The organism is Leucogemmata humicola, from assembly GCF_055379415.1.
The window spans coordinates 417840-439970 of sequence record NZ_AP040875.1 but is presented as its reverse complement, the minus strand read 5'-3'; the positions used below and the strand labels follow the sequence as shown (position 1 = coordinate 439970).

Genomic DNA, 22131 nt, shown 5'->3' with positions numbered 1-22131 from the left:
ATGACAATCTTGCGAAGTGCCCTTCGCGGCGCGCTCGCCATCGTGTCGATCGGCGCGCTGTCCGCGACCGTCGCAACGACGGCTGCGGCGCAGCAGGGGGGCATCGTCCGTGGCATAGTCACTGATTCGATTGGCCATGCGCCGATCAGCGGTGTGCAGGTCATCGTCACCGGCTCGGCGCGCGGCGCCATCACGAATGATGCCGGTCAATACACGCTCCGCGATGTGCCAGGCGGATCGACATCGCTATCAGTCACTCGACTCGGCTTCACGCCCATTCAGCGCCGAGTGACCGTCACCGCAGGCGGAACGACGACGGCGGACTTCGCGCTCTCGCCAATCGCCGCGGTCCTTTCGGAAGTCGTGTCCGTTGGCTATGGCACATCGAGCCGCCAACAGGTCTCGAGCGCCATCGCATCAGTCGATTCGGCCGCGATCAGCAACGTGCCGGTCGCCAGCATCGACAATGCACTTCAGGGCAAAGTCGCCGGCGTGCAGGTGATGCAGAACTCCGGTGAACCTGGCAGCGGAATTTCCGTTCGCGTGCGCGGCCCCGCGTCGCTCAACGCTGGCAACGCGCCGCTCTACGTCGTCGACGGCATTCCGATCATTCAGAGCTCGTTCGACCAGGTGATGCTCAGCGGGCAAAATATGACCGCCATCACGGGCCTGAATCCCGACGAGATCGCGACGGTCGACGTGCTCAAGGACGCTGCAGCCGCGGCGATCTACGGATCGCGCGGTTCCAACGGCGTGATCCTGATCACGACGAAGCGCGGCTACCTCGGCGGAACGAAGTTCTCGCTCAACACGTACTCGGGCACGCAGGCGGTCGAGAAGAAGATCGGTCTGCTCAATGCCAAGCAGTACGTCTCATTGATGAATGAGAGCGCGAAGAACGACGGCTACAGCGTGAGCGACTACGACTTCGTGCCAGGCACGGACGACGCGCACTCGTACGATTGGCAGGATGCGATCTTCCGCAACGCGCCAGTCAGCAACGCGCAGCTTTCGCTCAGTGGCGGCGTCGATCGCTTCCGCTTCTATGCCTCCGGCGGAAACTTCAGCCAGCGCGGCATCGTGATCGGCTCCGCCTACCAGCGTCAGTCGGGTCGCGTCAATCTCGATCTCTCGGCAACGAACAAGTTGCTGCTCACGACGTCGATCGGATTGACGCGTGAAGACGATTCGCGCATTCCCGGCGACCAGAGCCTCGACGGTGTGGTGACCAACGCCATCGGTCTTCAGCCGATGCGTCCAGTCTACGGCAACAGCTTTGGCTTTGGTGGAACAGCGGATGGACTCAAGTACTCGAATCCAGTCGCGATCGCCGCGTACAACTTCGACAGCTACAAGACGCTCCGCGCGCTCGGCAACCTGCAGGCGCTCTATCACGTCACAGACAAGCTCTCGCTGAACGGTCGTGTGGGCGGCGATGTGTACGGCGTCGACGAGCTGGTGTGGTCGTCGCCCAAGGTGGACAAGAGCTACGCAGCGAGTGCGAACGGCGTGGGTCGTAGCGGTCACACGACGGCGTCGAAGTACGTGCTCGAAGGCTTCCTCGGCTACGACGCGATCAGAAATGATCAGACGTCGCTGTCGATCACGGGCGGATCGAGCGTGGAGTACAACCACACGGACCTGAACTACGTCCGCGGTGAAGGCTTCCCGAACGGCTTCTCCACGTACGTGCGCAACGCAGCAACGATCACCACGTGGGACGGCAGCGCGTCGGACAACAACCTCGCGTCGTTCTTCACGCGTGCGAACTACTCGTATCTCAACCGCTACTTGCTGAGCGCCAGCCTTCGCGCCGACGGCTCGTCGCGCTTCGGCGCGTCGAATCGCTACGGCACGTTCCCGGCAATTTCCGCGGGTTGGGTCGTGACCGACGAATCGTTCGCCCAGGGTCTGCAGCGTTTCGGAACGTTGAAGCTGCGCGGCAGCTTCGGTACGACCGGCAACCAAGGCATTGGCGACTACGCGCGCCTCACGCTCGCAACGGGCACACCATACAGCGGCGTCGCTGGCGTTGCCGGCACGCAGCTCGGCAACCCGAACCTCAAGTGGGAAAGCACGAAGGAAGTCGATCTCGGCGCGGACATCTCGACGCTCGGCGGACGCGTATCGCTGATCGCCGACTACTATCGCCGCAACACCGACAACCTGCTCGTGCAGCGTCCAATCCCCTACACGAGCGGCTATTCGTTCGTCTGGGACAACATCGGTGCGATTCGCAATAACGGCGTCGATCTCGGACTGCACACGATCAACGTGCAGCGAAAGAACTTCACCTGGAATTCCGACCTCAACATCACTTGGAACCACAACGAGGTCACGGCGCTGTACGGTGGCCAGCCAATCACCTACACGGTGAGCAGCCGAGTGACGTCGATCGTCGCGCTGAACAAGCCGATCGGTGAGTTCTACATGTACAAGTTCCTGCGCGTCGATCCCGCCACGGGCAACGCGGTCTTCGCGACGGCCAAGGGCGGCGAGACGATGAGCCCGACGTCGAGCGATCTGACGTTCGTTGGCAGCCCGCAGCCGAAGTACTACGGTGGCTTCACGAACACCTTCAACGTGTCGCGCTTCGACATGCGTGGCTTCCTCCAGTTCAGCCAGGGGAACAAGGTGTTCAACATGATGCGCATCTTCACGGACGACGGCGGCTACAGCTACGACAACAAGAGCACGCTCACGTTGAATCGCTGGCAGAAGCCCGGCGACATCACCGACGAGCCGCGCATGAGCTACGACGGAACGTCTGGCGCCCGACTGATGTCGAGCCGCATGGTCGAAGACGGATCGTTCGTTCGCCTAGGTGAAGTCACGCTCGGCTACCATCTGCCCGCGAGCTTGAGCACGCGCGCGCACTTGTCCGACGGCCGCATCTACGTCTCCGGTCGCAACCTCAAGACGTGGACGAAGTACTCCGGCTACAACCCCGACGTGAACAGCGCCGGACAGTCGGCGAACGTCGTCATGGGCGTCGACTACTACGCCTATCCGCTCGCGCGCACGTACACGATCGGCATCACGGCGGGATGGTGAACGACATGACACACATAACTTTTCGGAACCCCACTCGTTCCATGAGAATTCGCAGCATCCTCTCGATCGCGTGCGGCGCCGTCCTTCTCGGCGCGTGCAACAGCGTGCTCGACACGTCGCCGTACGATCGCGTGCCGGCGAGCCAGGAGATCGTCGACGGAGCCACGGCGCAAGCAGCGCTGAACGGCGCGTACGACGCGATGCAGAGCTCGGGCGTGTACGGACTCGACCTCGAAGTGTTGGCGGAGCTCGCGGCCGACAACTCCACCTGGTCAGGCACGTATCAGTTCCTGGGTGACGTCTCCAACAACCGCATCGCCGCCGACAACCCCGAGGTGTCCAACATGTGGACGGGGCTCTATCGGCAGATCGATCGCGACAACACGGTGATTCAGCGGACGTCTGCACTCACCAACGTTTCCGACGCTACGAAGAACGAGATCGTCGGCCAGGCGTATTTCCTTCGCGCGCTGAGCTACCACAATCTCGTGAAGTTCTTCGGCGACGTACCAATGCCGCTCGTGCCAGTGACGGTCGCAGCCGACGCGGCGAAGTACACGCGCGTCCCGGTTGCTCAGGTGTACACGCAAATCCTCGCCGATCTCGATCAGGCGGCGAAGCTCGTAGCCAACACCTCCGATACGCGACGTGGAACGGTCAACGCGATCAAGGCGATTCGCGCCCGAGTGCTCTTCTACCGCGGAACCACGACGAGCTCCTCGGCCGATCTCCAAGCCGCGCTCGACGGAGCGAACGCCGTTCTCACGGCAATGAAGGACACGCTCACCGTGGCATATCCGGATCTGTTCTCGGCGACGGGATCGAACACGTCGGAAGACATCTTCCGCGTGAGCTTCACCGCGTCCGAGTCGAACAGCCTCGGCTACTACTATCTGTACGCGGGCCGCTACGAAGCATCGGCAACACCAGATATCTTCGCGGCGTACGAAGCCGGCGACGTTCGTAAGGCGTGGTCAGTATCGTTGCGGCCCAAGAGCACGACACGCTATCAGGCGACGAAGTTCCCGACGACGATCGGTGCAGAGAATCCACACGTGATTCGTCTCGCCGAGCTCGTGCTCATCAAGGCCGAGGTTCTCGCTCGACAGAACAACCTCGCTGGCGCAGTAGCCGAGTACAACAAGGTGCGCGTTCGCGCTGGCCTTGCGAAGCATGTTCTCGGCACGGACGTGACAACGCAGGCGCAAGTGCTCACCGCGATCGACAAGGATCGTCGACTGGAGCTCGCGTTCGAAGGAGATCGCTGGCCGGATCTCGTTCGTCAGGGCCGCGCGGTTGCGCTCAAGAACATTGCGGATCGCGCGTATCAGGTTCTCTTCCCGATTCCGGTGCACGACATCACGACGACGCCCGGGCTCACGCAGAATCCTGGTTACGGCACGCCGTAACGAGTCGCACGCAGAACTGGTTCGCCAGATGTAGGCTTAGCCGGACTGCAAAAAGGAGTGGGACCCTTCTTACTGAAGGGTCCCACTTTTTGCGTCGGTCTACTCCACTCGCAGCGCGCTGGCAGGATCCTCGCCCGCCGCCCGTCGTCCCGGCACGAGACACGCGACGACCGAGACCGCTAACACGACCGCGACCACGCCACCAAGAGTCGCCGGATCCCACGGCTCGACGCTGAACAGAAAGCCCGACAGCGATCGTCCGGCGATGAACGACCCTACGACGCCAATCGCGCATCCCGCCAGGGTGAGTCCCACTCCCTGGCGCACGATCATTCGCAACATTGCGCCGGGTTCGGCGCCGAGTGCCAACCGAATACCGATCTCACGACGACGATGACTCACGACGAACGTGAGAATTCCGTAAATGCCGACTGCGGCAAGTGTGAGTGCGAGTCCGGCAAAGGCTATCATCAGCAACATCACGAAACGCGGAGGATCAACCGACTCGGCTAGTACGCGATCCATTGGCTTGATGTCGCCGAGTGCGAGCGCGGGGTCGATGCGCTGAACCTCCTGGCGAACGAGTGCCGCGAGTCGCGTTGCATCGCCACGACCGCGAAGTACGAGATGCATCTTTCGCGACGGGAACTGCTGCTCGGCGAAATAGATCGCCGGCTCGGCGGCGGAGCGGAGAGAGCTGTTTTTGATGTCCTTCACCACGCCTACAACTTCGTACTCATCGCCGGTGACGAGGCGACGGCTGAGCGGCCCGATGCCGATGACCGTCGATTTGATTCGCTTACCGACGGCGCTCTGTCCCGTCCACGCTTGCTTCGCCATCGCTTCGTTCACAACGATGACAGGCACCGACTTCGCGTTGTCTTGTGGCGTGAACAGTCGCCCGGCAACAGCGGGTACTCGCAGCGTGGCAAAGTATCCGTCGTCGGCAATGTGATACTGCGCCTGCGGAGCTTCGGCAGCGGCGACCGACGTACCGATGACCGTGTAGCCGATTCGCCAACCGGGTTCGAGCGGGAGGAAGTTTGCCGCACCAACGCTGCTGATCTCTGGATTGGCGCGGAGGGTTTGCGCGAGTGTCGTGTAGAACTGATCGACACGTGTCCAGTCACCGTAGTTCGCATCGGGTAGCTGGAGATCGATCGTGATCGACGACGTTGGATCGAGACCGGCGTTGACGTTCAGCAATTTTTCGACGCTGCGAATCAAGAGTCCTGCGCCTGACAGAAGCACGACAGCCAGCGCCACTTCGGCGACGACCAGTCCACTCCGCAGCTTGCGTCCACGATTGCCGGAGCCTTTCGAACCTTCCTTGAGCGCGTCCTGCAGGTCGGCGCGCGACATGAATAGCGCGGGCACGAGGCCGAACGTGACCGCGGTCGTCACGGCGATCAGAGTCGCGAAGATCAACACTGTGAAATCGACGCTGACGTCCGCCGCCCGCGGAATTCTGATCGGTGACCACGCGAGGAGGCCTTTTACACTTGCCACCGCGATCACGAGACCGAGCAGAGCACCGATCGTCGCCAGGACGAAACTCTCGGTGAGAAAGAGCTGCAGCAGCCGTGACCGACTCGCGCCTATGGCTGCCCGAAGGGCAACCTCGCGACGACGTGCTACTGCGCGTGCGAGCAGCAGGTTCGCGACGTTGATACACGCGATGAGGAGCAACAGCCCCGAGGCTCCAAGCAGTGCGAAGAGCGCGGGACGGAACAAGCCGGCGACTTCTCGATCGAGAGTGATCGCCCGCACGTTCCAATTTCCATTCGACGCCTTGTTCTCGGCGCCAAGTCGAGTCGTGAGTCGATCCAGCTCACGTTGCGCGCTCTCCACGCTGACGCCCGGCTTGAGACGCGCAACGCTTTCCATGAAGTGCGCATAGCGCGAGTGTTGCGAGAGATCCCACTGGAGCTGTTGCCAGAGATCCGTTTCGCCCGGATAGTTGAAACCCGCGGGCATCACGCCAACGACGGTGTAGTTCGCGCCGTTGAGATGCACCACCTTGCCAACGATCGACCGATCGCCGGAAAAGCGCGACTGCCACAGACGGTGGCTGATGATCGTCTGGTGTTCTCGTCCGTAGAGCTTTGGGTGAATGGTGAAGTCGGTGCCAATCAGTGGCCGAATGCCGAGCACGGAGAACAGATTCTCGCTCGTCTCGATTGCGTTGACGCGAATCGGTTCGCCGGAATCGTCAGTGAGATTGATTTGCGGCCGCCACCACGCCGCCGCATCGGCGAATACGGCATTAAGCGACCGATAGTCGCCGAAGTTGACCGGCGAAATCGGCTCGTGCTCGAGCGCCTTGATGTGATTCCTTTCCCAGAGCATCACGAGACGATCGGGCTGCACATACGGCAGCGGGCGAAGCACCACGCCGCGGAGCAGACTGAATACACCCGCCGCCGATCCGGTGCCGAGTCCGAGTGCCAACATCGCGGCGATCGTGAAGCTGGGCGAGCGACGAAGCGTGCGAAGCGCGAAGCGTAGATCGTTCATGACGGTGGACATGCCAGGATCTCCGGTGGGTACGCCGCGCGGCCGGCGCGCGAACACGCGTGAGGGGAAAAAGCGCCACGCAATCGACAGCGCGCGTCGCCAGTACCAACGTTTGGCCGACGACGCGTCAGTCGCGCGCGCAAAGCCTTCATTCAGATCGCCGAGGATTGCGTCGGCATACGGCGACCGTCCGATCGCTAAGCGCACGAGCCAGTCGGCAAAGCGCGGCGGCTCAGGAGTTTTCAAGCGTGCCCTCCAATCCGCGCCACAATTTCAGGAATGCGGTGCGCGACGCGCGCAGTTCGCGAACGCCGTGCGCGGTCACGGTGACGTACCGGCGCGGTCGTCCGCCGCGATCGCTGTCGGCGTCGGCCAGGCGTGAGCGCAACAAGCCTTTTTCCTCGAGACGGTCGAGCGTGACGTACATCGACCCGGGCGACGGTACGCGTCCGGTGCGCTGCTCGAGCTCGTCGAGAATCGCTGGTGCGTACGCAGCGTCGCCAAGTCGCAGAATGGCCAGGAGCACGAGGTGCTCGAACTCCCCGAGGTAGGTGCGTGTCATTTCTTACATTGTAAGGATCGATGGCGAACCGCAAGACATTCGTCCCCACTCCTTCGACACGCGGATCGACCGATTGGTTCGCGCCGGTTGCAAACCTGCCGCGACTGGCACAACGTCGTCTGATGAAAATCTTCCTTCGCCCCGTTCTCGCCGTTGCTGCGCTGCCGCTCGCCGCAAGCGCGCAGGTGAGATCCGTGGTCACCCCTGACCGCGTCCGCTTCGTCCTGTCGTCACTCGCGCACGATTCTATGGAAGGGCGTGGCACCGGCACGCCCGGGTCCATGCGCGCCGCGAAATTCATCGCCGAGCAGTTTCGCCTCGCCGGCCTCACTCCGGCGGGCGACAGCGGCTACTTCCAGCACGTCCCAATGGCCGCGCGCCAAGTCGATCCACGATCAGCGATCACCGTTGGCGGAACGACGTTGCGACTTGGAGTCGATTTCGCGTTATCACCCGGCCGCACCGATCCTCGCTCGATCGATGGCGTTCAGGCGATTTACGGTGGCATTCGTGGCGACACGCTGAACGCGCTCACGCCCGAACAAACGCGCGGCAAACTCGTCATCTACGCAGCGCCGCCCGCGCCCACCGGAGCGCCTGGACGTTTCGGAGCTCGGAGCGGTGGAGCTGGAGTCGCAGCCGGTGGTGGGGGTGGCGGACGTCCGCCGGCTCCACCGACGTGTCGTGAGAACCCCATGCCCCCTGCACCTGCTCGACCCGCACGTGGCGGTGGCGGCGGCAATCGCGGGCGCGGCGGTTTCCAGAATGCTGGTGGCAGCAGCGACGTTGTGGGCAGCGCTACCATCGAAGGCGATCAGCTCGCGCCGCGCACGGTGTGGACGGCAAAGCACAGCACCACCGCGTTCATGAAGGATCCGAGCGCCGACAACACGCCATCCGGTCCAACCGCCGCAAACCTGTCACTCACCAAGCACGCGGCCGAGGTGCTGCTCGGAACGTCGCTCGCTAACGCGAAGACCGGCACGGTCGGCCCCGTCCTGCATAGCACTATCGGAGTGGTCGAGAAGCCCGCACTCGGCGGCAATGTCATCGGAATCATCGAGGGCGCGGACCCAGTGCTCAAGAACGAGGTCGTACTCGTCGACGCACACTACGATCACCTCGGCATTGCGATGCCCGCGGCCGGCTCGACCGATTCGATCTACAACGGCGCCGATGACGACGCATCTGGAACGACGGCCGTGATCGAGATCGCGCGAGCGGTCAAAGCGGGCCCGGCGCCAAAACGTACGCTCATTTTCGTCGCGACCACGGGCGAGGAGGTCGGGCTCCTCGGCACCGACTGGTACATCGCGCATCCGGTGCGTCCGCTCACGCAGATGATCGCCAACCTCGAGATCGAGATGATGGATCGTCCGGATTCGCTCGCTGGCGGAGTCGGCAAGGCGTGGCTCACGGGCTACGAGCGGTCGACGATGGGCGACACACTCGCCGCGCACGGTATACCGATCGTGCAGGATCCGCGTCCCGATCAGAGTTTCTTTCAGCGAAGCGACAACATCGCCTTCGCGCGAATGGGAATTCCCGCGCACACCCTGTCATCCTTCGATCTGCATCGCGACTACCATCAGGCCGATGACGAAGTGCGTCTCGCGAACTTCGACCACATGACCGGAGTGATCAATGCCGGTCTCGCCGCCGTTCGCCTGTTGTCCGACGGATTCAAGCCCGAGTGGTATCCGGGATGCAAACCTTAAACGCATGACGCACGTTCTCGCCGCACCGGACGCACCGCGTCGCAAGAGCACGCTGCTCAGAGCGCTCGGTCGGCGAGTACTGGCAACCTTTGGCTGGCGAATCATTGGCGACGCTCCGCGCGAGCCGAAATTCGTCGCGATCGTCGCGCCGCATACGTCGAACTGGGATTTCGTGGTATGCGTGGCCACGATGTTCGCGCTCGACCTGAAGATTCGCTGGCTCGGTAAAGAGTCGCTCTTCCGCTGGCCACTCAGTTCTCTCCTCCGTTCACTCGGCGGATGGCCGGTGCGTCGCGACACGCCCGAGGGTCTCGTCGTTCAAGCTGCCGCCATCATCAACTCGCAGCCGAAGTTCATCCTCGCCCTCGCACCTGAGGGGACACGCAGTCGCGTTCCGCGCTGGAAGACGGGCTTCTACCGTATTGCAGAGGCAGCCAACCTCCCGATCGTCCCCGTTGCTCTCGACTGGGACAGGAAAGAGGTCATCATTAGAGATCCTGTATGGCCAACGGGCGATATGGCGCGCGATATCGCTGATCTCATGGCAGGCTACCAATCGCGCATGGCCAAATTTCCGGCGTCCTACTGGGAGCCGCCCGCCTAATCGGCCGGTGGGGTGGCTGGCAACCTCCGTGGCACCTCGCGGCCAGAACAGGTTCACAGCGGCAGATCCCGCTCTTCGGCATACAAATCAGTGAACACCAGTTTGCGCGTTGAACCCTGATCGCGCACCTTTGTCGCGCGCTATCGCTCGTCCCTCTCTCGCGCATCGCCGTGCACCTGCCGCTCCGCGCTCGTCAACATTGGGTTCGCGTCGCCGTTGCTGTCGTTTGCCTCACTCAGCTTGGGACCGCGCAGGCACCGCAGCCGTCGGCGTTCGCGCGCTTCGTCGACCGATATCTCGACGACTTTTCGAAGCGACATCCATCGATCGCCGCCGGCAACGGCCTGCACGACCACGACGATCAGCTCGACGACTTTTCCGTAGCGGCGATCCGCGCTGAGATCGCGGCGCTCAAGCGGGACCGCGACCAGTTGCGCGCCTTCAACGCCGCGACGCTGACGCCAGACGAGCGCGTTGATCAGCGCATTCTCGATGGCATCATCGACGGCTGGCTGCTCGAGCAGGAGACGCTCGAGAATTGGCGCCGAAATCCCATGGTGTACGCGTCAGCGCTCACCGATGGCGTGCACAACCTCATGGCCATGGAGAGCGACCCAGCGACGGTTCGTATGCGCCGCATCATCAGCAAGCTGCGCCAAACCCCGGCCCTGCTCGCGGCCGCCCGCGCCAACATCACCAATCCACCGAAACTGTTCGCCGAGCGCGGTGCGTCGATGATGCGCGGCGCGAGCGATATGTTGGGCAAGGACCTCGATCTCGCCTTTGCCTCCGATCCGAATCGCGCGCTTCGCGACTCGTTGCGCCGAGCGGCCGACGCGGTGATCCCGCAGGTCGTTGCATACGCCACATACCTCGAGCGCGACGTCATACCGAAAGCCACCAGCGACTTCACGATCGGCGGGGCTAACGTTGCCCGACGATATCGCGCCGAGGAATTGATCGACACACCGCTCGATCAGATGACCGCGATCGGCGAGCGGGAGCTCGCGCGACTGCAGCAGGAATTCCGCACCACCGCCAACCGTCTGGCCCCGGGGCGTGATCCGCAGCAGGTGTGGGCTGGTGTACGGAAAGATCATCCGAAAACCGGTGAAGTCGTCGCCGCTACGCAGCGAATCGTTGATTCACTTTCTGCGTTCGTGTCGTCACACGGAATCGCGACCGTTCCGGCCGGCGAGCGCGTCGTCGTGGCGCGAGCACTTCCCTTCGATCTCGGCTTCGCGTCGATGCATGCGTCGCCACCGCTCGAGAAGACGCCTGTGCGCAGCATCTTCTATATCTCGGACTCGCGTCCGGAGTTGAAACCGGCCGAGCAGGAGGCCTGGCTCGAGCGCTTCAACTACGCGTCACTCGCGAATACAGCGGCACACGAAGCCATGCCTGGGCATTGGCTCCACTCGACGTACATGCGTCGCACGCCGGGCAAGGTTCGACGGATCTGGATCGGCTTGAATCCGTTCCCGCAACCGTCCTCTGGTCAGGACGGCTGGGCGCACTACTCCGAACAGATGGTGCTCGATGAAGGATTCTCGGCCAACGATCCTCGGCAGCGTCTCGCACAGGTAAGCGATGCGCTCACGCGGGTCTGCCGATTGCTCTCTGGAATTCGTCTCAACACAAAGCAGTGGACTTTGGACGACGCGCAACGCTGCTTTGAGAAAGAGGCATACGTCGCCACACCTGCAGCACGCCGCGAAGCCGAGCGCGGTGCGTACGATCCAACGTACGGTGGGTACTTTCTCGGAAAAATGGGATTCGTCAAACTGCGCGCCGACTACGCGGCAAAGATGGGTCCGAAGTTCAACCTGCGTGAATTTCACGAACGCGTCATGACCGACGGGATTGCTCCGATCTGGGCGCATCGGCAGCTCCTTCTACCCGGCGACACGCAGGCCATCATCAAATGATCGACAAGGAGACCAGGAAGCCGATGGAGATGACGACGTGACCGTACGTGTCGGGGTACTTGGTGCGGGCGCCTGGGCGGAATTCGCTCACCTACCGGGTTTCAAACGCGATCCACGATGTCAGGTCGTGGCAATCGCTGATCCGATCGTATCGCGGGCAAAGCAATTCTCGAAGCAATTCGGGATTCCGAACGTTCATTCCTCACATGAAGAGCTGATTGCACGAGACGACATCGACTTGATCGACGTGTGTACGCCAAGCGCCACACACTTTGATCTCACGTGGGCAGCATTGCAGGCGGGAAAGCACGTGTTGTGCGAGAAGCCGGTTGCCTACGACTATCGCGACACGCTTCGCGCTGCCGCCCTGGCGAAGGAGAAGCGCCTGAAGACGAAACTCGGCTTCACCTTCCGCTACAGTCCGGCCATGCAGTACATGAAGGCGCTCATCGACGACGGGTATGTCGGAACGCCCTTCGTGTTCAACGGCTACGAACAGAATTCGCAGTGGCTCGATCCACGGAATCCGCTGCGTCAGGTCGATCACGAAGCGGATCAGTCGGTGTTGCAGGTGTCGTCGCTCGAGGGATACGGAGCGCCGATCATGGACCTCGGCCACCTACTGATGGGCAGTCGTTTCAATCAGGTCGTTGGAACGATGAAGAATTTCATCCCCGAGCGGATGGTGCGCGCCACGGGCAAGATGATGCGCATGAACATCGACGACGCCGACGTGTTCATCGGCGAGTATGAGAGCGGCGCCATCGGCTCCATTCAGACGAGTTTCGTGACCGTTGGGAATTATCCGGGCATCGAGGCGCGTGTATATGGAAGCAAAGGAGCGCTCATCTGCCGGCTGGTCGAGGAAAGCGGCGTGTGCGAGTCGCTCAAGGGCGCTACCGCCGACGAAGTCGAGTTTCGCGACATCGAGGTTCCGGGACGATTCTATCCACCGGGTGGCTCGACGCGCGAATCCTGGCGGTCGCTGTTCTACGCAAATCTCATTAGTTCATTCATTACCGAGATTCTGAGCGACGCTCCGACGAATGAGGGAAATTTCGAGGATGGCGCGCACGTGCAAGAGTTGATCAACGCCGTCGAACGCTCGTATCGTGAGCGGCGCTGGATTTCCCTGCCGCTCGATCGGTGAGCGGCGCGCTCGACAGCTTCTTTAGTCAGTACTATCGACGACGCCCGGTGAACGCGACGTTCACCGGGATTCACATGTACGACGACCTGCTGCCGGACTGGTCGCCGCAGGGACTCGACGCGTTGGAAGACGAGATGCACGCCCTGGCGCGCGAACTCGGCGTAACACACCCGCGTCCCAAATCCGCGCGCGGATACCGCGACAACATCGAAATGCTCGACGCCGAGCTGGCGCGCGCATTTCTCGAGATCCAACTCGCGGAGAATGCGAGCGGACATGGCGTTCGTCGCAATCCATCGCTGTGGACGGGCGAAGCAGTCTTCTCGGTCATCGCGCTGATGACGCGCGACTTCGCGCCGTTCACGGAACGCATCGAATCGGCGGCCGCTCGTCTTCGCGCCATTCCCGGGTTCCTCGCTTGTGCGCGCGCCACCATCGGCGACGAGCTGATACCAGCGGCATGGATCAGCAAGGCAATTCGCGAATGCACCGGGGCAACAGCGTTACTCGAACGCGGATTCCCGAGCTGGATCGCATCTGGATCGTCCTCGACCGACACGGCTCGCGCGGTCTCGGCTGCAGCGACACAAGCCGCTGCGGCGTTTGGAGATTTTGCCAACTGGCTCGCCACGCGTGCTCCGGCAGCTGACACGACGCTCGGCAGCGGTGCTGCGCTCTTCGACGTGCTGCTCGATCGCGGTCATCAGTGTTCGCGTACGCGGGCGGACTTGCTCGTCGAGGCGCGCGAGCGTTTCGCCGAGGAGCGGGCGCGTCTCGACGAAATGTCTCGCGCGGCGGCCGGTTCGTGGGCGAACGCGCAGACTCAACTCTCCGACGATCATCCGACAGCGGACGACTATCTTGGCGCATTCGGGCGCACCTGGACGTCATGCCGCGAACGCGCCGCGTTGAACGACGTCGTGACGTGGCCCGTTTGGCCAATTCGGTATGTGCCGTTTCCCGCGTGGACCGCTGACGCCGCTCCGCATCTCTACTATCTGTTCTATCGATCGCCCGCGCCATTCGACGGCGACGGCGGTTTTTACGACTACGTCGTTCCGCCCGTGCCGTCGGATGCCGCGGCGGCCGAGGCACACCTTCGCGCGTGGAATCACAGCGTGATCAAGCTGAATCACGTCGTGCATCATGGCGCGATTGGTCATCACGTTCAGAACTGGCACGCGTATCACCGCTCGCGATCACGCATCGGGAAAATCGCCGCGGTCGACTGCGCGAGCCGAATCGGAATGTTCGCCGGCGGATCGATGGCCGAGGGCTGGGCGTGCTACGCGACGAGGTTGATGGAGGAGTTGGACTTTCTCTCGCCGCTCGAGCGTGTCGCCGAACAGCACTCGCGTGTCCGCTTCCTCGGCCGCGCGATCGTCGACATCGAGTTACATCAGGGCACGATGTTGTTCGAGGACGCTGTGCGGTTCTACGCCGAATCGGTTGGAATGTCGCCCGAAGCGGCACGTGCGGAAGCTGTGAAGAACTCGATGTTCCCATGCACAGCGATCATGTATTGGCTCGGCACGCAGAGCATACTCGATCTGCGAGACACTGTGCGTCAGGCGCGTGGCGCCGCATTCTCCGTTAAGTCATTTCACGACGAGCTACTCGGCCATGGTTCGATTCCCGTTCCGCTGATCGCCCGTCTGATGACCGAGGACATCGCGTGAGACGCGCGATCGTCGGCGTCGTACTCCTGCTTGCTGCGTGCGGTAAGAGCAGCGGACGCACCGGAGCTTCGAACGATCTCTTGATCGTTGGCTACGATCGCGAGCCGGACACGATGAACCGGTACGCGACGCACATCCTCGAGGACATCGAGTCGTGCGTCGTCGAAGGTCTGGTTACCAACGACGACAAGATGAACGTCGTGCCGGTGTTGGCGGCTGAGGTTCCGACGGAAGCGAATGGCGGGGTTCGTATGCGCGCCGACGGCGGCATGGACGTCACCTGGAAGCTGCGTCCGGGCGTGAAGTGGCACGACGGTCGGCTACATACGTCGGCCGACGTCAAGTTTACCGTCGACGCGATCAACAAGGGCGATTGGAAACCCGAGAGCACCGATGGTTTCGATCGCATTTCATCGGTCGACACGCCGGATTCGCTCACGGCAGTCGTGCACTACAAGGAAGTGTACGCCCCGTATCGACTGCAGTTCTTTCGCGGCACGCTGCCCAAGCATTTGCTCGACGGACGCGACATCGATAAGTCCAACGACTACAATCGCAACCCACTCGGCACAGGTCCGTATCGCGTGGTTGAATGGAAGACCGGCGAGTATGTGCTGTTGGAGAAGGTGAAGGACTACTGGCGTGGACCAGAATATCCAAAGATCAATCGCATTCTGTTCCGGTTCGTCACGAACACCACAACGCGCGTCAATCAGCTCAAGGCCGGTGAAGTTCACCTCGTTGCGCTGGTGCCGTGGGACAAAGTACGCGAACTAAAGACCGTGTCGGGAGTGCGATTGAATCAGGTGCTCGGTAACGGTTACGAGCACGTGACGTTGAACGAGAAGCACTTCGCGCCGTTTGCCGACGTGCATGTCCGCCAGGCGCTTGCACACGCGATCGACCGCGATCTAATCGTTGGCACGATCCTCGACAGCCTCGTGACGACCGTGAACGGCCCGATTCAACCACTGTCGTGGGCCTACGAGCCAAAGGTCGCGTCGTATCCGCACGATCCGGCCAAGGCAAGAGCGCTACTCGATGCGGCAGGATGGCATGTCGGTTCAAACGGCGTACGCCTGAAGGACGGTAAGCCGCTCGCGTTCACGCTCATCACGCAAGCCGGGTTCGCCATACGCGAGAACGTCGCCCAGGCAATTCAGAAGCAGCTCAAGGATGTTGGCGTCGACGCCAAGATCCAGCTCATCGACGGCACGTCCATCAGCACCGTGTGGTTTAGCGGTAACTTCGATGCAATGCTGCACTGGTGGCAATCGGGCGCCGATCCGGAAGTGACGACGTTCTTCGCCAACGATCGCACACCACCAGCAGGACGGAACATCAACTACGTCGATGATGCGTCGCTGACCAAGCTGCTCTACGCGTCGGACCGGACCGTAGATCAGGCCAAGCGCAAACAACTTCTCAGCGATGCACAGGTCCGCATTGCGGAGTTAGTGCCCGAGCTCGTGTTGTACAACACCTCCAAGATTGACGCAGTGCCTGCCACGCTCCAGGGATTCACCGGCAACCCAACGAACGCCGGTCCGTTCTGGAACGTGCACGAGTGGCGCTTTCCGTAACCAATGCTGCGATTCATCGCGCGACGTATAGCTCAGAGTATTCCGCTGTTGCTCGTCGTGTCGCTGCTCGTGTTTGCGCTCATTCACGCCGCGCCTGGCGGGCCGCTCGCACTGTATCTCGACAATCCGAACGTTCGGCCGCAGGACATCGAGCGATTGCGTCACGCCATGGGGCTCGATCGCTCACTCTCCGGACAGTATTTCGCGTGGCTCGGCGCATTCCTTCGCGGCGACTGGGGCTATAGCTACGCCGATGGGCGAGCGGTCGGAGCTCGTCTCCTCGAGCGCGTTCCCGCAACGCTGCAGCTGATTGCGACATCGACAATCGCCGGTATCGTCATCGCGTTCGTCGTCGGCATCGTGGCGGCAACTCGAACCGGATTCGATCGCGTGGCGACGTTTGGCGCGATCGCGGGAATCTCACTCCCGGTGTTTTGGCTTGGCCTGCTATTGCAACTGATCTTCGCCAACGCACTGGGTTGGTTGCCGTCGTCTGGCCGAACGTCGTTCACAGGTGGCGGGTTTGGCGATCTCGCGGCGCATCTCGTCCTACCAGCCACCGTGCTCGCGTTGGCACATGCAGCCGGATGGTCGCGATACCTACGAGGCTCGTTGCGTCAGGCGCTCGCGATGCCGTTCACGCGCGGCGCACGATCACGTGGCGTGAGCGAACGGCGGATTGTCCTCCGTCACGCGCTCAGCAACGCACTGCTCCCATTCGCTACAGTCGTACTACTCGACGCGTCGATCATGGCGTCGGGCGCTGTGGTAACGGAAAGCGTGTTTGCCTGGCCGGGCGTCGGCAGCCTGTTCACTGAGTCGTTGGCGCGGCGCGACTACACGGTGCTCATGGCGTTTTTGATGTGCGCATCGATTGCGGTCGTGATACTCAATCTCGCCGCCGACGTCGCGGTCTTTGCTCTGGACCCGCGCACTCGCGAGCACGTATGAGGCGACCGCGTGGCGCCGTCGCATTCAGTGGTGCGGTGCTGTGGCTGCTCCTCATCCTGGCCATCCTCGCACCCGTTGTCGCTCCGTACGGTATGGACGCCCTCGACCTCGCGCATCGTCGAGCCGCTCCGTCGTGGTCGCACTGGTTTGGAACCGACGAACTTGGACGCGATGTCCTCACGCGTGTGCTATTCGGCGCGCGAATTTCACTCGCCATCGGCCTCGTATCTGCTGCGGTGAGTGGCGCGATTGGGGTGACCATCGGCGCAGTCGCTGGCTACGCAAAAGGTTGGATCGACGACGTGCTCATGCGCGTTACCGATGCCATGCTCTCCGTTCCTCGCTTGCCGCTGTTGATGATCGGAGCCGCGGTATTCAGCCCGAGTGTACCGCTGCTCATCCTTCTCGTTGGCGCCGCAGGATGGATGGAGACAGCACGCGTCGTTCGCGCCGAAGTACAATCGATCAAGACACGTGACTTCGTCACGGCAGCCAAGGCTATCGGCGGCACGCCTGCGCACGTGATCGCACAGCACATATTGCCCGTCGTCGTGACGACCGGTGCCGTTGCGACAACGCTTGCCGTTGGTCGCGGAATTTTACTCGAAAGCGCGTTGAGTTTTTTCGGCGTCGGCGTGCAGCCGCCAACGGCGAGTTGGGGCAACATGCTCTACCAAGCGCAGACTACGATGACTAGTGAACCGTGGCTCGGTGTGTTTCCGGGCGTGTTCATCTTCATCACGGTGATGTGCTGCAACGTACTCGGCGATGGACTCGCCGAGCGTGCATCAGGAGGGGAGCGTGTCTGAAGCGGCGGGAAGTGCGACGTAGAAACGACTACCCTTTCCCAATTCACTCACGACCCAGAGCCTGCCGCCGTGCGCGTCGACAATGCCCTTCGTGATCGGCAGGCCGAGTCCAACTCCGCGACGGTCGGCGCGATTCGCCTGCCAGAACCGATCGAACAGGCGGGCCTGGTTCTCCGGCGAGATGCCGGGACCAGTGTCGGCGACTTCAAAGATCATCTCGTCGCCCTGACGCCAAGCCTTGAGCGACACGCGACCACCCTCGGGTGTGAACTTGATCGCGTTTCCCAGGAGGTTGCCGAACACCTGCGCCAGCCGGCCACGATCCGCCGACAGTAGCAGCGACCGATCCACCGGCTCTACCACGAGGTCGATCCGATGCTCCAACGCAAGGTGACGCGCACTCTCCTCTGCCTGCGTCAGCACAGCGGCAACTCGTAGGTCCTCCATTTCGAGCGAGAGTCGACCCGACTCGATTCGCATGACATCGAGAAGGTCGCCAATCAACCGATTCATTTGCTGGACCGATCGAGTACCCGAGGTGATCAACTTCTCGCGTTCAGACTCCTGTAAATTCGGCTCGGCCAATACCTGCAGTACGGCGCCGGCAACGCCAAGCGGATTGCGAAGATCGTGCGCTACGATACCGAGAACTTCCTCGCGCGCCTGCGACAGCATCTCGGCGTATCGACGATCCTGACGCTCGCGTTCGAAGGTCCTCGCACGCGCAAGCGCACTCCCCACAGATTGCGCGAGGAGTCCAGCGAAGGCGTGGTCGGCCGCTCCTACAGCTGACGGATCCTTGAAGCCGAGTACGAGACCACCGACCAGCTCGTCGCCGTGCAGCAGCGGCAGCGCCAGGAATGCTCTGGCGCTTGTCTCTGGGTGGATGCGCGCGGCCGCCTGGGGATAGAGCGCACGATAGCGTTCTGGCGACTCCAGCCAAACCGCCTCGCGTCGCTTGAGTGCTGAAGTCAGCGGTGTCTTGTCATCGAGCGAGAGCGTCGCGCCGAGATCGTTGCTGTCGCGACTGTACCGCCGACGGTCGAGCACTTTGATCTCGTTGCCTTCGAGCAGACCGATCATGCCGACCGCTGCTTCGACTACATCGAAGCCCTGTCCGACGACGACACGGGCCACGTCTCCGGGAAGTTGTGCCTCGGACAGTGCAGTCGTGACGTCGAGAAGACGGTTTGCGCGATTCGCCAACTGCTCGGCCGCATCGCGGGCTGTCGTCAGATCTTCGTTGGCGTGAGCCAGATGCTCAGAGACGACCTGCGTCTCTTCAATCTGCAGCGCGATTTGCTTGTTCACGTCCTCCAACTCGACGACGTGCGATTCCGCTGCCAGGCGAGCGATCCGAAGCGAATGCGTCATGCCGCTGATGACGAGCGACAGCACGAGAAAAACGATGAAATAGGCGAGCTCCTCTGGGTGGGTGAATTCGACCTTACCCACCGGAGGAAGCATCGTGTAGTCGATCGCGACAACCGACAGAGCGGTCGCAAATAGACTCGGGCCGAGCCCTAGAAACCGCGCGGTGAGCGCGATCGTGGCGGCGAAGATGAGTCCGTCGGGAACGCCACGCAGGCCCTGAAACAGGAATGCCAACGCGAGCCCGATGGCCGTGAGGGCCACCGCGCCAAGGTACCGTGCCGCGTCCGAAACCCATCTTCGAGACGTGGAACGAGCGGAGCCTCGTGTTTGTTCTGCGGTCAATCGCCGGGCTCGATGCGACGTAAAACTCTTTCCGCGAGATGCCTACACGGACTACGCGACCTCTGGCAAACGTGTTGCCGCGCAGGCGTTCGGGGCTGTTAGAAGACGTCTATGTCGGTCATAGGTTGAGTGCCGCTAAGAAATCATAATTCGCCTTCGCGGAAGCGAGCGAATCCGCAGCACCCTCCTGCTCTACGTACACCGGCTTCTTACCGAGTTCCGGAATGCTCTGCAGAAATCGGCGGACATCCACACTGCCCTTTCCGAGTTCGACATCATGGCTGCGATCGGCCACCACATCCTTCACGTGAAAACTCCAATATCGATCACTGTGACGGCGGAGGTAGTCGAAGGGATCTCCTCCACCCATGACCATGTTGCCGAGATCGAGCTGAAGTCGCACCAATGTTGGATCGGTGCGCTGGAGAAAGACATCGTACGGCACAGTGCCGTCGATCGGCTTGGCGTGATCGGGCTCGTTGTGGAACGCGAGCCAGATGCCAGCGCGACGCGCAGCTGCGCCGGCCGTATTGAAGTGATCCGCCCAAACGCGCCACTGGTCGAGCGAATGATTCGTCGACGCCGGGAGACTGGGAACGATGAGATACTCGTGACCGATGAGCTTCGCATCGGCCAAGCTCCGGTCCCAATCCTTGAGGAGAATTTCCGGCGCAATGTGCGCCGACGGTGCGCGAAGGCCCTCGTGGGCGAGCGAATCGCGTACCTGCTTCGGCGTTCGGCCGAAATTTCCGAACGACCAGAGTAGCTCGACATCCTTGTATCCCATGGCGCGAACCGCGGCCAGCGTGCGCTCGGGATTCGCGCGCATCGCGTCGCGGACCGAATACAGTTCTAGCCCAATACGGTCGAGCGGCGCGCTCGAGGGCGGCCGTCGCGTGAGCATCGGTGCGCCGAGCAGCGATACACCGAGCGAATGAACGAAGCTACGACGGTCCATTGTCACCTGCCGTGTTGCCGGCTCGTCTGGCGCGGGATAGCGTTTAGGATGCCACAGAGCGTACTCAACGTTCCGACAAACCTACGGCGCGCCGCGAAACCCTGCGAGCCGTCACGGGCGAAATGAAACGCCGTTCGTTCTTGCAGCTTTCGGCCGGTGCGCTCGCTGCCTGCGCCATGCCCCGCGCCAAAGCCACCGAATCCAATGATGCGCCCCGGCCTCGACCGTCGCCGTCACAGCTCACCTGGCAGCGCGACGAGCTAGCGCTCTTCTTCCATTTCGGCATCAACACATTCACAGATCGCGAATGGGGCGACGGTCGCGAATCACCGTCGATCTTTTCGCCGGGAAATCTCGACGTGCGGCAGTGGGCGCGCGCCGCTCATGCGGCCGGCGCGCGATCGATGATTCTCACCGCCAAACATCACGACGGCTTCTGCCTCTGGCCCACACGTACCACAGAGCACTCGGTCGCGAAGAGCCCGTGGCGCGGCGGAAAGGGAGATCTCGTTCGCGAATTCGTCGACGCCTGCCGCGACGAAGGAATGAAGCCGGGACTCTACCTCTCACCGTGGGATCGGAACAATCCGCGATACGGCGACTCGCAGAAGTACAACGATCTGTATTGCGATCAGCTCACCGAATTGCTCACACGTTACGGTTCGATCGCTGAAGTCTGGTTCGACGGCGCCAATGGCGAAGGGCCGAATGGTAAGCGTCAGACATACGATTGGCCGCGCGTGTTCGCGCTCGTGCGCCGACTGCAGCCGGGCGCTGTGATGTTCTCTGACGCCGGCCCCGATGTACGATGGTGCGGAAACGAAAACGGCACTGCGGGAGATCCGAACTGGTCGACAGTGGACCCGAACGCGGTTCCCTACCCTGGCGCCGACGGACCAGGCATCGTGGCCGCGCTGCAGCACGGAAGTCCAACCGGCACAGTGTGGCGCCCCGCCGAGATTGACGTCTCCATTCGGCCGGGCTGGTTCTCACATCCCGCTGACGACGCGAAACTCCGCTCGGTCGATAACCTCGTCGGGTTGTACTTCTCGTCCGTTGGCCGAAACGGAAAATTGCTCCTCAATGTGCCACCGATGCGCAACGGACTACTCCACGCAGTAGACGTCGCGCACCTCGCTGCCTTTCGTCGTCAACTGACGTCCACCTTCGATCACGACCTGGCGCTTGGTGCGCCGAAGAACTGGCGCGTTGTCGGACGAACCGCGACGATGGAACTGACGCTCCCGCGCCCGTCGTCCATCACGATCGCTCGGCTCGAGGAGGACATTACGCGCGGCCAACGTGTCGCGAGCTATTCGCTCTGGGGCGAAATCGGCGGGACGTGGCGGACGTTGTCGCGCGGCTCGACGATCGGCTACACGAAGCTCGATCGATTCCTGCCGACCCAGGTGACGAAAGTTCGCGTCGCGATCGACGACGCCGTTGCGACGCCCGAGCCGATCACGCTCAAGCTCTACGGCCCGTCATAACCG

The 22131-nt window shown here is 62.2% G+C and carries 15 protein-coding genes; 11 read left to right on the top strand and 4 right to left on the bottom strand.

What is annotated here, in order from left to right:
* Both AC6H4Z_RS01700 and AC6H4Z_RS01695 read left to right on the top strand, forming a co-directional pair.
* Positions 1-3054, top strand: coding sequence for a SusC/RagA family TonB-linked outer membrane protein (locus AC6H4Z_RS01700; RefSeq protein WP_497545000.1), 3054 nt, complete (start codon positions 1-3; stop codon positions 3052-3054).
* A gap of 41 nt (positions 3055-3095) precedes the next feature.
* Positions 3096-4463 carry a RagB/SusD family nutrient uptake outer membrane protein gene (locus AC6H4Z_RS01695; protein WP_497544999.1) on the top strand — a complete coding sequence of 456 codons (1368 nt, stop codon included), beginning with the start codon at positions 3096-3098 and terminating at the stop codon, positions 4461-4463.
* 99 nt (positions 4464-4562) lie between these two features.
* Here the strand turns inward: AC6H4Z_RS01695 and AC6H4Z_RS01690 are convergent, their stop codons facing one another.
* On the bottom strand, positions 4563-7226 hold the full coding sequence (locus AC6H4Z_RS01690; protein WP_497544998.1) for an ABC transporter permease: 2664 nt from the start codon (positions 7224-7226) through the stop codon (positions 4563-4565).
* Positions 7213-7542 carry a PadR family transcriptional regulator gene (locus tag AC6H4Z_RS01685; RefSeq protein ID WP_497544997.1) on the bottom strand — a complete coding sequence of 110 codons (330 nt, stop codon included), beginning with the start codon at positions 7540-7542 and terminating at the stop codon, positions 7213-7215. The genes AC6H4Z_RS01690 and AC6H4Z_RS01685 overlap by 14 nt, the downstream gene beginning before the upstream one ends.
* 122 nt (positions 7543-7664) lie before the next feature.
* Between AC6H4Z_RS01685 and AC6H4Z_RS01680 the strand changes: the two genes are divergently transcribed.
* The 8 genes from AC6H4Z_RS01680 to AC6H4Z_RS01645 all read left to right on the top strand — a co-directional run bounded on the left by AC6H4Z_RS01680 (position 7665) and on the right by AC6H4Z_RS01645 (position 17964).
* Positions 7665-9260, top strand: coding sequence for a M28 family peptidase (locus AC6H4Z_RS01680; RefSeq protein ID WP_497544996.1), 1596 nt, complete (start codon positions 7665-7667; stop codon positions 9258-9260).
* A gap of 4 nt (positions 9261-9264) precedes the next feature.
* Complete coding sequence (locus AC6H4Z_RS01675; RefSeq protein ID WP_497544995.1) at positions 9265-9864, top strand: lysophospholipid acyltransferase family protein; 600 nt, start codon at positions 9265-9267, stop codon at positions 9862-9864.
* A 170-nt stretch (positions 9865-10034) separates the two neighbouring features.
* A complete protein-coding gene (locus tag AC6H4Z_RS01670; RefSeq protein WP_497544994.1) occupies positions 10035-11792 on the top strand; it encodes a DUF885 domain-containing protein in 1758 nt (585 codons plus the stop codon).
* Positions 11793-11829: 37 nt separating this feature from the next.
* Positions 11830-12942 (top strand): Gfo/Idh/MocA family protein, encoded by a 1113-nt coding sequence (locus tag AC6H4Z_RS01665; RefSeq protein ID WP_497544993.1) that lies wholly within the window; start codon positions 11830-11832, stop codon positions 12940-12942.
* Entirely contained in the window at positions 12939-14621 is a 1683-nt protein-coding gene (locus AC6H4Z_RS01660; protein ID WP_497544992.1) for a DUF885 family protein, read from the top strand. Before AC6H4Z_RS01665 ends, AC6H4Z_RS01660 begins: the two co-directional genes overlap by 4 nt.
* Entirely contained in the window at positions 14618-16204 is a 1587-nt protein-coding gene (locus AC6H4Z_RS01655) for a peptide ABC transporter substrate-binding protein (RefSeq protein ID WP_497544991.1), read from the top strand. Before AC6H4Z_RS01660 ends, AC6H4Z_RS01655 begins: the two co-directional genes overlap by 4 nt.
* Positions 16205-16207: 3 nt before the next feature.
* Positions 16208-17155 carry an ABC transporter permease gene (locus AC6H4Z_RS01650; protein ID WP_497544990.1) on the top strand — a complete coding sequence of 316 codons (948 nt, stop codon included), beginning with the start codon at positions 16208-16210 and terminating at the stop codon, positions 17153-17155.
* On the top strand, positions 17152-17964 hold the full coding sequence (locus tag AC6H4Z_RS01645; protein ID WP_497544989.1) for an ABC transporter permease: 813 nt from the start codon (positions 17152-17154) through the stop codon (positions 17962-17964). The genes AC6H4Z_RS01650 and AC6H4Z_RS01645 overlap by 4 nt, the downstream gene beginning before the upstream one ends.
* Here the strand turns inward: AC6H4Z_RS01645 and AC6H4Z_RS01640 are convergent.
* Both AC6H4Z_RS01640 and AC6H4Z_RS01635 read right to left on the bottom strand, forming a co-directional pair.
* Positions 17944-19599, bottom strand: a complete 1656-nt coding sequence (locus tag AC6H4Z_RS01640) for a sensor histidine kinase (RefSeq protein ID WP_497544988.1) — start codon at positions 19597-19599, stop codon at positions 17944-17946. The genes AC6H4Z_RS01645 and AC6H4Z_RS01640 overlap by 21 nt on opposite strands.
* A gap of 199 nt (positions 19600-19798) precedes the next feature.
* Positions 19799-20638 carry a sugar phosphate isomerase/epimerase family protein gene (locus tag AC6H4Z_RS01635; RefSeq protein WP_497544987.1) on the bottom strand — a complete coding sequence of 280 codons (840 nt, stop codon included), beginning with the start codon at positions 20636-20638 and terminating at the stop codon, positions 19799-19801.
* Positions 20639-20760: 122 nt separating this feature from the next.
* Here AC6H4Z_RS01635 and AC6H4Z_RS01630 point away from each other — a divergent pair, with 122 nt between their 5' ends.
* A complete protein-coding gene (locus AC6H4Z_RS01630) occupies positions 20761-22128 on the top strand; it encodes an alpha-L-fucosidase (protein WP_497544986.1) in 1368 nt (455 codons plus the stop codon).
* Positions 22129-22131: the final 3 nt, after the last annotated feature.

What these genes read in the sequence shown, in the direction of transcription:
- AC6H4Z_RS01700 (WP_497545000.1), top strand. Translation starts at nt 1, where the DNA reads ATGACAATCTTGCGAAGTGCCCTTCGCGGCGCGCTCGCCATCGTGTCG.
- AC6H4Z_RS01695 (WP_497544999.1), top strand. Translation starts at nt 3,096, where the DNA reads ATGAGAATTCGCAGCATCCTCTCGATCGCGTGCGGCGCCGTCCTTCTC.
- AC6H4Z_RS01685 (WP_497544997.1), bottom strand. Translation starts at nt 7,542, where the DNA reads ATGACACGCACCTACCTCGGGGAGTTCGAGCACCTCGTGCTCCTGGCC.
- AC6H4Z_RS01680 (WP_497544996.1), top strand. Translation starts at nt 7,665, where the DNA reads ATGAAAATCTTCCTTCGCCCCGTTCTCGCCGTTGCTGCGCTGCCGCTC.
- AC6H4Z_RS01675 (WP_497544995.1), top strand. Translation starts at nt 9,265, where the DNA reads ATGACGCACGTTCTCGCCGCACCGGACGCACCGCGTCGCAAGAGCACG.
- AC6H4Z_RS01650 (WP_497544990.1), top strand. Translation starts at nt 16,208, where the DNA reads ATGCTGCGATTCATCGCGCGACGTATAGCTCAGAGTATTCCGCTGTTG.
- AC6H4Z_RS01645 (WP_497544989.1), top strand. Translation starts at nt 17,152, where the DNA reads ATGAGGCGACCGCGTGGCGCCGTCGCATTCAGTGGTGCGGTGCTGTGG.
- AC6H4Z_RS01635 (WP_497544987.1), bottom strand. Translation starts at nt 20,638, where the DNA reads ATGGACCGTCGTAGCTTCGTTCATTCGCTCGGTGTATCGCTGCTCGGC.
- AC6H4Z_RS01630 (WP_497544986.1), top strand. Translation starts at nt 20,761, where the DNA reads ATGAAACGCCGTTCGTTCTTGCAGCTTTCGGCCGGTGCGCTCGCTGCC.